Below are 12,620 nucleotides of genomic sequence, written 5' to 3' on the forward strand. Positions count from 1 at the left end.
CCGGGGGGCACCTTTTGTCTGTTGCGACAGTTCTGCTGTGTTCCGTCTTGTTGTGTTCCGTGGGGGGACTGGGGGGTTGCCGATGGGAGTGCGGCTGATGGTGGTCGACGACCACCGACTGCTCGCCGAGGCGCTGGCCTCGGCGCTGAAGCTGCGGGGGCACCGGGTGCTCGCCGCGGCGGCGCCGGCCGCGGGGGCGGCGGAGCTGGTGATCACCCGGGCGCCGGAGGTGTGCCTGCTCGGGACGGCGGCCCCGGCCGAGCCGGGCATCTTCGACCCGGTGGTCCGGATCAAGAGGGAGCGCCCGCAGGTCGCGGTCCTGGTCCTCGGGCCGGTGCCCAGCCCCCGGGGCATCGCGGCCGCGTTCGCCGCGGGCGCCTCCGGCTACGTACGCCACGACGAGCGCATCGAGGGCGTCGAGCGGGCCATCATGAAGGCGAGGGCGGGTGAGGCCGCGGTCGCCCCGCAGCTCCTCCAGGGCGCCTTCGGCGAACTCCTCAACCCCGCCGCCCAGCCGGACGACGAGGGGCAGCGGCTTCTGCAGCTGCTCACCCCGCGCGAGGTCGAGGTCCTGGTCCGGGTTGCCGACGGCGAGGACACCCGCCTCATCGCGGCGGGCATGGGCATCGCCCCCTCCACGGCCCGCACCCATGTCCAGCGCGTCCTCATGAAACTCGGCGTCGGCTCCCGGCTGGAGGCGGCGGCCCTGGCCGCCCGCACCGGCCTGCTGGACCGCGCGGGCCCCGTGGGCCTGGGCCGCGCGGCCGCCGACGCCGATCACTCCCACGGGTGACCGCTGCGGACCGCCGACCCGTCCGGTGCCGGTCGGCGATCCGGCCGGGCCGCGCGCGAGGCCTGGGTTCCGGCCGTGTCGGCGGCCGGACACCGTCCCCGCTGTCACCATCCTGTGCAGGAGCACGAGTCCACCGACGACCTCGTACCCGAGAGCCTGCCCAGGGAGCCGCGATGACCCTGCCCGCCCCGCCCTCCGGAGTGATCCCGCCGGTCTGCACCCCCCTGACCCCGGACCGCGAGGTGGACGTCCCCTCGCTGCGCCGGCTCGTCGACCATCTCCTGGACGGCGGGGTGGACGGGCTGTTCGTGCTCGGATCCACCTCGGAGGTCGCGTTCCTCACCGACCGGCAGCGTCGGCTGGTCACCGAGACCGTCGTCGCGCACGTGGCGGGCCGGCTGCCGGTCCTGGCCGGCGCCGTCGACATGACCACGCCCCGGGTGCTCGACCACGTCGCGGCCGCCGGGGCGGCGGGCGCGGACGCGGTCGTCGTCACCGCGCCGTTCTACACCCGCACCCACCCCGCCGAGATCGCCCGTCACTACCGGCTGGTGGCCGAGCGCGGCGGCCTGCCGGTGATCGCCTACGACATCCCGGTCGCCGTGCACACCAAGCTGCCCGCCGGGCTCGTCCTGGAGCTGGCCGCCGAGGGCGTGCTGGCCGGGCTGAAGGACTCCAGCGGCGATCTGGCCGGCCTCCGCGAGGTCGTCACCGGCGCCCGCGACCTGCCCGGGTTCGGCGTCCTGACCGGCTCCGAGCTGCTGGTCGACGCGGCCCTGGCCCTCGGCGCGGACGGCGCGGTGCCCGGCCTGGCCAACGTCGACCCGCACGGATACGTCCGGCTGGTGCGCCGGTGCCGTTCGGGCGACGTGGCGGGCGCGCGGGCCGAGCAGGAGCGGCTGTGCGCCCTGTTCGGCATGGTGTCCGTCGGCGACCCGGCCCGGATGGGCGCGGGCTCGGCGGCCCTGGGCGCGTTCAAGACGGCCCTGCACCTGCGCGGTGTCATCGACTGCCCGGCGACGGCCGAGCCCCAGGTCCCGCTCTCCCCCGAGGAGACCGCGGGCGTGGCCGGCTTCCTGGAGCGGGCCGGGCTGCTCCAGCGCGTCAGTCGGACGGCGTGTCCCCCGGAGCCGGCAGCGGCGGGGCCGGGGCGGACGCCGGGCGCAGCCACAGCCACACCAGGAAGAAGACGCCGAGGAGCAGCATCCCGACGCCGGTCCAGAGGTTGATGTTGATGCCCTGGGCCTTGTCGATCTCGGCGTCGCTGTCGGTGAGGCCGGTGAGCGTGAGGATGACGCCGTACAGGACGAACAGGCCGCCGATGATGCGGCGCAGGTCGAAGATGCGGGCCGCGGTCGCCGACTTCTGCTCCAGTTCGGTGACCTCGCGCTGGACGTCGGCCTCGGAGTACCCGGCGCGCCGCAGCCGCTCGGCGGCCTCGTGGCGTTCCTCGGGGTCGAAGTGCTCGGACATGGTCTCTCCAGTCTCCCGCGCGCGGCGGTCCCCCGCGCGGGGCGCGAGCGGGCTCAGATCGAGAACGGGATGTAGCAGGCCGCCGCCAGGATCACGGCCCCCCAGCCCAGCAGCGCGGGCCTGCGGTACCAGGCGTCGTCGCCGGCCGCGGGGGGTTCGGCCATGCCGGGGGAGCGGGTGCCGTAGACCAGGCCCTGCAGTTCCTCGTCGGGCTTGGGCGCGGTGAACAGCGAGACGGCCACCATGACGACCGCTCCGGCCACGAACCCGGCGATGGCGGAGACGAAGTTCGCGCCCTGGTCGGTGGGGATGCCGATGACGTCCTGCTTGTAGAGGACGAAGTAGTTGACCATCGCCGCGGTGGTGCCGGCGAGCAGGCCCCAGAAGCCCGACTTCTTCGACGCCCGCTTCCAGAACATCCCCACGATGAAGACCACGAACATGGGGACGTTGAAGAAGGAGAACAGGGTCTGGAGGTAGCTCATGATGTTGGAGAAGGAGGAGGCCAGGAAGGCCGTCCCGACCGAGGCGGCGACCCCGATCGCGGTGATCAGCCGGCCGAAGCGGACGTAGTAGGCGTCCTCACGGCCGCGCACCACGTACTTGGCCCAGATGTCGGTGGTGAACACCGTGTTGAAGGAGGACACGTTGGCCGCCATGCCGGCCATGAACGCCGCGAGCAGACCGGTCACCGCGATGCCGAGCACGCCGTTGGGCAGCAGCTCCACCATGAGGAACGGGATCGCGTCGTTGTACTGGTAGCCCGAGTCGCCGGTGCCGAACCCCGGGATCAGGGCCGCCGCGACCAGGCCGGGGATCATCACCAGGAACACGATGAAGATCTTCGGGTACGCGGCGATGAGCGGCGTCCGCTGGGCCGCGGAGAGGTTCTTCGCCGACAGGGCGCGCTGGACCTCGGCGAAGTTCGTCGTCCAGTAGCCGAAGGAGAGGACGAAGCCGAGGCCGAGCACGATCGTGAGCCAGTTCGCGCCCAGCGGGTTGTCGCTGCCGATGCCGGTGCCGCCCCAGGCGGTCGTGAAGTTCTCCCCGTGGGTCGCGGTGAGCTTGTCGGTGAGGCCGTCCCAGCCGTTCACCCGCTTCAGGCCGAGCACCGACAGCGGGATCAGCGCGGCCAGGATCACGAAGAACTGCAGCACCTCGTTGTAGATCGCCGAGGACAGGCCGCCCAGGGTGATGTAGGCGAGGACGAAGAAGCCCGCGACCACGATGGCCACCCACTGCGGCCAGCCCAGCAGGGCCTCCACGACGATCGCCAGCGCGTAGAGGTTGACGCCCGCGATGAGGATCGCCGCGAAGGCGAAGAGGACCGAGCTGAGCAGATGGGCCCCCCGGTCGAAGCGCAGCAGCAGGAACTCGGGCACCGAGCGGACCTTGCTGCCGTAGTAGAACGGCATCATCACCAGGCCGAGGAACACCATCGCGGGGATGGCGCCGATCCAGTACCAGTGCACGGTGTAGGCGCCGTACTGGGCGCTGTTCGCGGCCATGCCGAGGATCTCGGTGGCGGCGAGGTTGGCCGAGATGAAGGCGAGGCCGGTGATCCAGGCGGGCAGCGAGCGCCCGGAGAGGAAGAAGTCGAGGCTGGTCCGCACCGACTTGCGGGCGGCGAAGCCGATGCCCAGGACGACGACGAAGTAGATGCCGAGGATCGTGTAGTCGAGCGCGTTCGTGGGGAGCCGCAGCTCGGCTGCCAGGTGCACGGAGGGTGTGGGGGTCTGCATCCGGAGCTCACCTTGTCTGGTGGTCTTTGTTTGGTTGTGGGGGGTTACTTCCCGCGCGTGTTTATGTTTCTATGTGTTCGGTTCTGTTTGAAGTCTTACTCGGTACCTGCTTGGCACTTACTAGGCACTTACTTGGCAATGGAGAGTCGCGGTGAAGAAGACCTCGACCCGGCTGGCCGACGGTCGTGAGCTGATCTACTACGACCTGCGGGACGACTCGGTGCGCGACGCGGTGGACCGGCGTCCGCTGGACCCCACGGTCACCACTTCGGAGGTACGCCGGGACCCGCTGCTGGGCGACTCGGTCGCGATCGCCTCCCACCGGCAGGGGCGCACCTACCACCCGCCGGCCGACGAATGCCCGCTCTGCCCCTCCCAGGGCGAGCGGCTCAGCGAGATCCCGGACTCGTCGTACGACGCCGTCGTCTTCGAGAACCGCTTCCCCTCCCTGGCCGGCGACTCCGGGCGGTGCGAGGTGGTCTGCTTCACCTCCGACCACCACGCGTCCTTCGCCGACCTCACCGAGGAGCAGGCGCGCCTCGTCCTCGACGCGTGGACGGACCGGACGTCCGAGCTGTCGCATCTGCCCTCCGTCGACCAGGTCTTCTGCTTCGAGAACCGCGGTGCCGAGATCGGCGTGACACTGGGTCACCCGCACGGGCAGATCTACGCCTACCCGTTCACCACCCCCCGCACCGCCCTGATGCTGCGTTCGGTCGCCGCGCACAGGGAGGCCACCGGCGGGGAGAACCTCTTCGACGCCGTCCTGGAGCGTGAACTCGCCGGCGAGCGGGTCGTCCTGGAGGGTGAACACTGGGTCGCCTTCGTGCCGTACGCGGCGCACTGGCCGTACGAGGTGCACCTGTACCCCAAGCGCCGCGTCCCCGACCTGCTCGCGCTCGACGAGGAGGCCCGCGCGGAGTTCCCCAGGGTCTACCTGGAACTCCTGCGGCGCTTCGACCGTATCTTCGGTGACGGTGAACCGCCCACGCCCTACATCGCCGCCTGGCACCAGGCGCCGTTCGGCGCGCTGGAGGAGTTCGACGGCGTCAACCGCGACGACTTCGCACTCCACCTCGAGCTTTTCACCATCCGCCGGACGTCCGGCAAGCTGAAGTTCCTCGCGGGCTCCGAATCCGGCATGAACGTCTTCATCAACGACGTGCCACCGGAGCGCGCGGCCGAGCGACTGCGAGAGGTAGCGAGTTCATGAAGTACCTGGTGACCGGAGGGGCCGGCTACGTCGGCGGTGTCGTCGCCCAGCACCTGCTGGAGGCGGGGCACGAGGTAGTGGTCCTGGACAACCTCTCCACCGGCTTCCGCGAGGGCGTCCCCGCCGGCGCCGCCTTCGTCGAGGGCGACATCCGCGACGCCGCCAAGTGGCTCGACGCCTCCTTCGACGCGGTGCTGCACTTCGCCGCGTCCTCGCAGGTCGGCGAGTCCGTCGTGAAGCCCGAGAAGTACTGGGACAACAACGTCGGCGGCACCATGGCCCTGCTCGCCGCCATGCGCGACGCGGGCGTGCGCAAGCTCGTCTTCTCCTCCACCGCCGCCACCTACGGCGAACCCGAGCAGGTCCCGATCGTCGAGACCGCGCCGACGAAGCCCACCAACCCCTACGGGGCCACCAAGCTCGCCGTCGACCACATGATCACCGGCGAGGCGGCGGCGCACGGCCTGGGCGCGGTCTCCCTGCGCTACTTCAACGTCGCGGGCGCCTACGGGGCGCACGGCGAGCGCCACGACCCCGAGTCGCACCTCATCCCGCTCGTCCTCCAGGTCGCCCAGGGCCGCCGCGAGGCCATCTCCGTCTACGGCGACGACTACCCGACCCCCGACGGCACCTGCGTGCGCGACTACATCCACGTCGCCGACCTCGCCGAGGCCCACCTCCTCGCCGTCGCCGCCGCCGCCCCGGGCGAGCACCTCATCTGCAACCTGGGCAACGGCAACGGCTTCTCGGTCCGCGAGGTCATCGAGACCGTCCGCGAGGTCACCGGCCACCCGATCCCCGAGATCGTGGCCCCCCGCCGGGGCGGCGACCCGGCCGTCCTGGTCGCCTCCGCGGCCACCGCCCGCGAACGGCTGGGCTGGAACCCCTCCCGCGCGGACCTCGCCGGAATCGTCGCGGACGCGTGGGAGTTCGCCCAGCACATCGCAAGGGAGCAGTAGTGGGGGCAGCAGTGGCGGCACAGGAAGTGCGCGAGGCGTTCGCCGGGCTGTACGGCGCCGAGCCCGACGGGGTGTGGGCCGCGCCCGGCCGCGTCAACCTCATCGGTGAGCACACCGACTACAACGACGGCTTCGTGATGCCCTTCGCGCTGCCGCACCAGGCGCTCGCCGCGGTCTCCCGGCGCGCGGACGGAGTGCTGCGCCTGCACTCCTCCGACATCGAGGGCGGTGTCGCCGAACTCCGCCTCGACGACCTCGTCCCGGAGTCCGACGCGAGCTGGACGGCGTACCCCGCCGGGGTCGTCTGGGCGCTGCGCGAGGCCGGCCACCCGGTCACCGGCGCCGACATCCACCTCACCTCGACGGTCCCGACCGGCGCGGGCCTGTCCTCGTCGGCGGCGATCGAGGTCGTCGTGGCCCTCGCCCTGAACGACCTCTACGAGCTGGGCCTGCAGCGCTGGCAGCTCGCCCGCCTGTGCCAGCGCGCGGAGAACGTCTACGTGGGCGCCCCCACCGGGATCATGGACCAGACGGCCTCGGCCTGCTGCGAGGAGGGCCACGCCCTCTTCCTCGACACCCGCGACCTGTCCCAGAAGCAGATCCCGCTCGACCTCGCGGCCGAGGGGATGCGGCTGCTCGTCGTGGACACCCAGGTCAAGCACTCCCACAGCACCGGCGAGTACGGCAAGCGCCGCGAGGGCTGCGAGAAGGGCGCCGCCCTGCTCGGCGTCGACGCCCTGCGGGACGTCCCGTTCGCCGACCTGGACGCGGCCCTCGCCCGTCTCGGCGACGAGGAGGAGGTGCGCCGCCTGGTCCGGCACGTCGTCACCGAGGACGCGCGCGTCGAACGCACGGTCGCCCTGCTGGAGGCCGGCGACACCCGCGCCGTCGGCCCGGTCCTCACCGAGGGCCACGCCTCCCTGCGCGACGACTTCCGGGTCTCCTGCCCCGAGCTGGACCTGGTCGTCGACACCGCCGTCGCCCACGGCGCCCTCGGCGCCCGGATGACCGGCGGCGGCTTCGGCGGCTCCGCGATCGTCCTCGCCGACACCGCCGAGGTCGACACCCTCACCAAGGCGATCGAGGAGGCCTTCGCCGCGGCCGGCCACACGGCTCCCCGCGTCTTCGAGGCGGTCCCCTCGGCGGGGGCGCGGCGCCTGATCTGACCAGCCGTCAGGAAGAGATCGGGGTGGGGCGGGACTTCTCCGCCTCACCCAGCCGTTTCGTCAGCGTGTACTCCGTGACGCCCGGCGGATAGTCCTCGATCACGCACACCACGTCGTAGCCCAGGCGCCGGTAGAAGTCCGGGGCCTGGAAGTCCCAGGTCTCCAGACGGGCGTGACGGCAGCCCCGCTCCTCGACGGCGACCCGTTCCGCCTCGCCGAGGAGCCGGCTGCCCAGGCCGGAGCCGCGGTGGCGTTCGTCCACCCAGAGCAGGGCCACGTGCAGCCAGGCCGTCCACGTGTGACCGACCAGCCCGCCCGCCAGTCCACCGTCCGCGTCTGCGGCCCACACGTGCAGCGGGGTCTCCCGCTCGGCGGGGGTGCCGCGCAGCGCCCGCAGGACCGGCGAGGCCGTCGTGTTGGTGTCGCGGAGCCGCGAGCGAAGAAGATCGCGCCTGGTGCTGTCGACTTCTGTCTCAAGACGAAACATGCGGCACACCATAAACGCCCTGGCCAACCAGTTCTGCGTTTTTCCTTCCGCTGCCCGCCCACAGCCCTACCCTGATGAACAGCACCGGTGGGGGCCGGTGCCGATCAGGGGGCGAGACAGTCGGGTACGGCGCCCGGAGTCGGGGTAGCAGTCTCTGCACGGCGGCGGCCGCGCGGTGACCCCATCCCCTCCGGGCGTCGTACCCGCGCCGGTCGTCGTTCTCCGTCTCTGAGGACTTTGGGGTATCCCCTGCTCCGGACAGGAGCCTGGGGAAGGGGGTTTCGTGGTTCGCATCCGAGTCCTGGTCGTCGACGACCATCGCATCTTCGCCGAGTCGCTCGCCGCGGCGCTCGCCGCGGAGCCCGACGTCGACGTCTCCGCGGCCGGCAGCGGCCCCGCGGCGCTGCGCAGCCTGGAGCGCGCGGCCGCCGAGGGACGCCGCTACGACGTGCTGCTCGTCGACGCCGATCTCGGCGCCGGAGCGGGAGCGGGAGGTGGTCCGGGCGGTGCGCTGCCCGGCATACGGCCCGCCGTGCCCGTGCACGAGGTGGGCGAGGACGGGCTCGTCGACGGGATCTCCCTCGTCTCGGGGGTGCGCTCCGGCCAGCCCCATGTCCGGGTCGTCGTCCTCGCCGAGAAGGACGACCCGCGCCGCGCCGCCCTCGCCCTCCAGGCCGGGGCCTCGGGATGGGTGGCCAAGGACTGCTCGCTGTCCCGGCTGCTCACCGTCATCCGCGGGGTGCTGCGCGAGGAGACCCATCTGCCGCCCGCCCTGCTCACCGGCGTCCTGCGCGAACTCACCGCCGCCCGCAAGCACCGCACCGAGAGCGAGCGGCTCGTGGAGTCCCTCACCCCGAGGGAACGCGAAGTGCTCCGGTGCATGGTGGCGGGCCTGGGGCGCAAGGCCGTCGCCGAGCGCCTCTTCCTGTCCCCGCACACCGTCCGCACCCATATGCAGAACGTCCTCGGCAAACTGGGCGTCCACTCCACCCTCGCCGCCGTCGCCCTGGCCCGCAGGGCGGGCGTCGGGCCGGTGGACCTGGGGCCTGCCGCGCAGATCAGGGCGGAGGAGACCCACAGCGCCTGACCGGCCGACGTCCAGCGGGGCGGGCCGCGCCTCCGCGCCCTTGATCCGCCCGGCAGGACCTCAGCCGGGGATGTTGTCGAACGGGGCGGTCAGCTGGCGCAGCAGGGAGGCCAGTTCGCCGCGCTGCGCGTGCGAGAGCTCGGCCAGGATCGCCCGTTCCTGGTCGAGCAGCCCGGCCAGCGCCTGGTCGGCGCGGTCCTTGCCGTCGTCGGTGAGGCGGACGAGCACACCGCGCCGGTCGCTCGGGTCCGGCAGCCGCTCCACCAGGCCCTTCTTCGCGAGCCGGTCGATCCGGTTCGTCATCGTGCCCGAGGTCACCAGCGTCTGGGTCAGCAGTTGCCCGGGGGAGAGCTGGTACGGCGCCCCCGCGCGCCGCAACGCGGTCAGCACGTCGAACTCCCAGGGCTCCAGCTGATGCTCGGAGAACGCCAGCCGGCGCGCCCGGTCCAGATGCCGGGCCAGTCTGCTCACCCGGCTGAGTACTTCCAGCGGCTCCACGTCGAGGTCGGGGCGCTCCCGGCGCCACGCTGCGACCAGCCGATCGACCTCGTCCTCCATGGCGATCAGTGTAGTGGTTGTGTCGACATGAAGTCTCTTGAGATCAAGTCTCTTGACATCGAGATAAATCCGGAGGGAAGGTTACGGCTATGACGACCGACCCGGGTACGACGACCAACCCCTCCTGGAACCCCGCCCAGTACCTCCGCCACGCCGGCCACCGCGCCCGCCCCTTCCACGACCTCCTCGCCCGCGTCCCCGACCTCCCCGGCGACCCGCCCCGCATCGCCGACCTGGGCTGCGGCCCCGGAAACGTCACCGCCGTCCTCGCCGACCGCTGGCCCGCCGCCCGCATCACCGGCTACGACAACTCCCCGCAGATGCTCGCCGACGCCGCCGCGCACGCCGGCCCGCGCCTCGACTTCGCCCACGCCGACCTCACCACCTGGACCCCCGGCGAGACCTACGACCTGCTGATCTCCAACGCCGCCCTGCACTGGGTCCCCGGCCACCTCGACGCCCTCCCCGCCTGGCTCGACGGCCTCGCCCCCGGCGGCACCCTCGCCTTCCAGGTCCCCCACAACACCGACGCCCCCCTGCACGCCCTCATGCGCGCGCTCGCCGGCACCCCCCGCTGGAAGGACCGCCTCACCCACGTCCTGCGCCCCGCGGACTCCGTCCACGCCCCCGGCGTCTACCTCGACCGCCTCGCCCGCCTCGGCTGTGCCACCGACGTCTGGACGACGACGTACCACCACGTCCTCACGGGCGAGGACCCCGTCCTCGACTGGGTCAAGGGCACCGGGCTGCGCCCCGCCCTCGACGCCCTCGCCGACGACCCCGAGGCCCGGGACGCCTTCGTCACCGAGTACCGCGACCTGCTCCGCGAGGCCTACCCGCCCGCCCCGTACGGCACCGTCCTGCCCTTTCGCCGCCTGTTCGCCGTCGCCACCAAGAGGGCGTGACACAGCCGGCCGGGCGGGTTGCCCGCACCGGTGTTTGAGAAGCGGCGCGCCCGGCCACTCGGGAGATGCCGACGCAACCGCGGGCCGACGAACCGAGGAGTGAACCACCATGGCAGGCGACCAGAAGGCCAAGGGGAAGAAGGAACAGCTCAAGGGCAAGGCCAAGGAGGCCGCCGGCCGGGTGACGCGCGACGTACCGCTGGAGGCCGAGGGCCGCGCCGAACAGGCCAAGGGCGACGCCCGTCAGGCCAAGGAGAAGACGAAGGACATCTTCAAGCACTGACCGGCACGGACAGGCAGGCAGGCACCGAGCACGGACGGGCGAGCACGCGCAGGCGAGCAGAGGCAGGCAAGCGCATTCAGGACGGACAGGGCTACGCCTTGCGGCGGCCTATGAGGTGCGGCTTCGCCTCCAGCCCGTCCAGCCCGTGCCAGGCCAGGTTGACCAGATGGGCCGCGACCTCGGCCTTCTTCGGCCGGCGCACGTCCAGCCACCACTGGCCGGTCAGCGCCACCATGCCCACCAGCGCCTGCGCGTACAGCGGCGCCAGCTTGGGATCGAAACCGCGGCTCTTGAACTCACGCCCCAGGATGTCCTCCACCTGGGTGGCGATGTCCGAGATCAGCGAGGCGAAGGACCCCGTCGACTGCGGGATCGGGGAGTCCCGGACCAGGATCCGGAATCCGTCCGTGTACTCCTCGATGTAGTCCAGGAGCGCGAACGCCGCCTGCTCGCACAGCTCACGGGGATGACCGGCGGTGAGCGAACTCGTCACCATGTCCAGCAGCCGCCGCATCTCCCGGTCCACGACGACCGCGTACAGCCCCTCCTTGCCGCCGAAGTGCTCGTACACCACCGGCTTGGAGACCCCGGCCTTCGCCGCGATCTCCTCCACCGACGTGGCCTCGAAGCCCTTCGCCGCGAACAGGGTGCGACCGATCTCCAGCAACTGCTGGCGCCGCTCGGCCCCCGTCATCCGGGTGCGCCGGGCGCGCCGCGGCTTCGCTTCGCCGCCTGGACTGGGGGTACTGCTGGAGTCGGTCGCCACGGCGTCAATCATGCCGCCTTCGCGGCCGCCTTCCGGCGCCGGGAGCCGTCCGCGTCCGTGTTGCGACGCGAATCGATACGCGAGCGTGACGGCCAGCGCACGTCGTACGCCCACCCGAACGCCTCGAACCACCGGATCAGCCGCGCCGAGGAGTCGAGCTGCCCCCGCATCACACCGTGCCGCGCCGATGTCGGATCCGCGTGGTGCAGGTTGTGCCAGGACTCACCGCAGGACAGCACGGCCAGCCACCACACGTTGCCCGAGCGGTCCCGCGACTTGAAGGGACGCCTGCCCACCGCGTGGCAGATCGAGTTGATCGACCAGGTGACGTGGTGCAGCAGCGCCACCCGCACCAGCGACCCCCAGAAGAACGCCGTGAACGCGCCCCACCAGGACATCGTCACCAGCCCGCCCACCAGCGGCGGGATCGCCAGGGACACCACCGTCCAGAGGATGAACTGCCGTGAGATCGCCCGGATCGCCCCGTCCTTGATCAGATCCGGCGCGTACTTGTCCTGCGGGGTCTGCTCCTCGTCGAACATCCAGCCGATGTGCGCCCACCACAGGCCCTTCATCAGCGCCGGGACGGTCTCCCCGAACCGCCACGGCGAATGAGGGTCGCCCTCCGCGTCCGAGAACTTGTGGTGCTTGCGGTGATCCGCCACCCAGCGCACCAGCGGCCCCTCCACGGCCATCGACCCCATGACCGCCAGCGCGATCCGCAGCGGCCGCTTCGCCTTGAAGGAACCGTGCGTGAAGTACCGGTGGAAACCGATCGTGATGCCGTGGCACCCCAGGTAGTACATGAAGACCAGCAGGCCCAGGTCCAGCCAGCTGACCCCCCACCCCCAGGCCAGCGGCACCGCCGCGAGCAGCGCCAGGAACGGAACGATGATGAAGAGGAGAAGGGTGATCTGCTCCAGCGAACGCTTCTGCTCGCCACCGAGCGTCGCGGAGGGAAGTGGAGCGCCGTCGTTCGCCTTCGGGGCGTCGTCGATCACATCGGAGCGCGTGGTCATGGGGCGTCCCCTGGGGGGTTCGAGGATGGTGTGGCAGGTCGCCGGGTCACGGCCGCCTCACGCAGGATGCCGTGTACAGCTTCCTACGGTTCCGTAACCTACGGCATCGTAAGTATGGCAGCGCGCTGCCCGGCGGCAAGAGCCCGACCGTCTGCGCGTCCCGTCCGCC

The 12,620-nt window shown here is 71.7% G+C and carries 13 protein-coding genes and 1 pseudogene; 8 read left to right on the forward strand and 6 right to left on the reverse strand.

What is annotated here, in order from left to right; genetic code table 11:
• The first annotated feature begins 82 nt into the window (after window positions 1–82).
• Both U5640_RS26910 and U5640_RS26915 read left to right on the forward strand, forming a co-directional pair.
• On the forward strand, window positions 83–793 hold the full coding sequence (locus tag U5640_RS26910; RefSeq protein ID WP_340378307.1) for a response regulator transcription factor: 711 nt from the start codon (window positions 83–85) through the stop codon (window positions 791–793).
• Between the two features lie 173 nt (window positions 794–966).
• A pseudogene (locus tag U5640_RS26915) lies at window positions 967–1,890 on the forward strand (dihydrodipicolinate synthase family protein); the annotation flags it as partial.
• Window positions 1,891–1,897: 7 nt separating this feature from the next.
• Here the strand turns inward: U5640_RS26915 and U5640_RS26920 are convergent.
• Window positions 1,898–2,266 carry a hypothetical protein gene (locus tag U5640_RS26920; protein WP_340378308.1) on the reverse strand — a complete coding sequence of 123 codons (369 nt, stop codon included), beginning with the start codon at window positions 2,264–2,266 and terminating at the stop codon, window positions 1,898–1,900.
• A 53-nt stretch (window positions 2,267–2,319) separates the two neighbouring features.
• Window positions 2,320–4,008, reverse strand: a complete 1,689-nt coding sequence (locus tag U5640_RS26925; RefSeq protein WP_340378309.1) for a sodium:solute symporter family protein — start codon at window positions 4,006–4,008, stop codon at window positions 2,320–2,322.
• Window positions 4,009–4,159: 151 nt separating this feature from the next.
• Here U5640_RS26925 and galT point away from each other — a divergent pair, with 151 nt between their 5' ends.
• From galT to galK, 3 genes are read left to right on the forward strand one after another with little or no spacing between them, the layout of a single operon-like run.
• Window positions 4,160–5,221, forward strand: coding sequence for a galactose-1-phosphate uridylyltransferase (gene galT, locus U5640_RS26930; protein ID WP_340378310.1), 1,062 nt, complete (start codon window positions 4,160–4,162; stop codon window positions 5,219–5,221).
• On the forward strand, window positions 5,218–6,180 hold the full coding sequence (gene galE / locus U5640_RS26935) for a UDP-glucose 4-epimerase GalE (protein WP_340378311.1): 963 nt from the start codon (window positions 5,218–5,220) through the stop codon (window positions 6,178–6,180). Before galT ends, galE begins: the two co-directional genes overlap by 4 nt.
• Entirely contained in the window at window positions 6,180–7,346 is a 1,167-nt protein-coding gene (gene galK / locus U5640_RS26940; protein WP_340378312.1) for a galactokinase, read from the forward strand. The genes galE and galK overlap by 1 nt, the downstream gene beginning before the upstream one ends.
• Window positions 7,347–7,353: 7 nt before the next feature.
• On the opposite strand, the gene U5640_RS26945 is transcribed toward galK, so the two are convergent.
• A complete protein-coding gene (locus tag U5640_RS26945) occupies window positions 7,354–7,845 on the reverse strand; it encodes a GNAT family N-acetyltransferase (protein ID WP_340385363.1) in 492 nt (163 codons plus the stop codon).
• Window positions 7,846–8,116: 271 nt separating this feature from the next.
• Between U5640_RS26945 and U5640_RS26950 the strand changes: the two genes are divergently transcribed.
• Window positions 8,117–8,920, forward strand: coding sequence for a response regulator transcription factor (locus U5640_RS26950; protein ID WP_340378313.1), 804 nt, complete (start codon window positions 8,117–8,119; stop codon window positions 8,918–8,920).
• A 60-nt stretch (window positions 8,921–8,980) separates the two neighbouring features.
• Here the strand turns inward: U5640_RS26950 and U5640_RS26955 are convergent, their stop codons facing one another.
• The gene (locus U5640_RS26955; protein WP_067251132.1) at window positions 8,981–9,478 is read right to left on the reverse strand and encodes a MarR family transcriptional regulator; all 498 of its coding nucleotides are present in this window, start codon (window positions 9,476–9,478) and stop codon (window positions 8,981–8,983) included.
• An 89-nt stretch (window positions 9,479–9,567) separates the two neighbouring features.
• Here U5640_RS26955 and U5640_RS26960 point away from each other — a divergent pair, with 89 nt between their 5' ends.
• Entirely contained in the window at window positions 9,568–10,383 is an 816-nt protein-coding gene (locus U5640_RS26960) for a trans-aconitate 2-methyltransferase (RefSeq protein WP_340378314.1), read from the forward strand.
• Between the two features lie 109 nt (window positions 10,384–10,492).
• A complete protein-coding gene (locus U5640_RS26965) occupies window positions 10,493–10,666 on the forward strand; it encodes a CsbD family protein (RefSeq protein ID WP_340378315.1) in 174 nt (57 codons plus the stop codon).
• Between the two features lie 91 nt (window positions 10,667–10,757).
• On the opposite strand, the gene U5640_RS26970 is transcribed toward U5640_RS26965, so the two are convergent.
• Together U5640_RS26970 and U5640_RS26975 are read right to left on the reverse strand one after the other, a co-directional pair.
• Window positions 10,758–11,444 (reverse strand): TetR/AcrR family transcriptional regulator, encoded by a 687-nt coding sequence (locus U5640_RS26970; protein WP_067251129.1) that lies wholly within the window; start codon window positions 11,442–11,444, stop codon window positions 10,758–10,760.
• A complete protein-coding gene (locus U5640_RS26975; protein WP_340378316.1) occupies window positions 11,441–12,451 on the reverse strand; it encodes an acyl-CoA desaturase in 1,011 nt (336 codons plus the stop codon). Before U5640_RS26975 ends, U5640_RS26970 begins: the two co-directional genes overlap by 4 nt.
• Between the last annotated feature and the right edge of the window lie 169 nt (window positions 12,452–12,620).

Origin of the sequence: Streptomyces sp. SS7 (assembly GCF_037993025.1) — a bacterium.
Classification (GTDB): domain Bacteria; phylum Actinomycetota; class Actinomycetes; order Streptomycetales; family Streptomycetaceae; genus Streptomyces.

Bases quoted from the DNA above. Each gene is read 5' to 3' on its own strand.
- U5640_RS26920 (WP_340378308.1), bottom strand. From the start codon at position 2,266: ATGTCCGAGCACTTCGACCCCGAGGAACGCCACGAGGCCGCCGAGCGG.
- U5640_RS26960 (WP_340378314.1), top strand. From the start codon at position 9,568: ATGACGACCGACCCGGGTACGACGACCAACCCCTCCTGGAACCCCGCC.
- U5640_RS26965 (WP_340378315.1), top strand. From the start codon at position 10,493: ATGGCAGGCGACCAGAAGGCCAAGGGGAAGAAGGAACAGCTCAAGGGC.
- U5640_RS26975 (WP_340378316.1), bottom strand. From the start codon at position 12,451: ATGACCACGCGCTCCGATGTGATCGACGACGCCCCGAAGGCGAACGAC.
- U5640_RS26955 (WP_067251132.1), bottom strand. From the start codon at position 9,478: ATGGAGGACGAGGTCGATCGGCTGGTCGCAGCGTGGCGCCGGGAGCGC.
- U5640_RS26910 (WP_340378307.1), top strand. From the start codon at position 83: ATGGGAGTGCGGCTGATGGTGGTCGACGACCACCGACTGCTCGCCGAG.
- galE (WP_340378311.1), top strand. From the start codon at position 5,218: ATGAAGTACCTGGTGACCGGAGGGGCCGGCTACGTCGGCGGTGTCGTC.
- U5640_RS26945 (WP_340385363.1), bottom strand. From the start codon at position 7,845: ATGGTGTGCCGCATGTTTCGTCTTGAGACAGAAGTCGACAGCACCAGG.
- U5640_RS26970 (WP_067251129.1), bottom strand. From the start codon at position 11,444: ATGATTGACGCCGTGGCGACCGACTCCAGCAGTACCCCCAGTCCAGGC.
- U5640_RS26925 (WP_340378309.1), bottom strand. From the start codon at position 4,008: ATGCAGACCCCCACACCCTCCGTGCACCTGGCAGCCGAGCTGCGGCTC.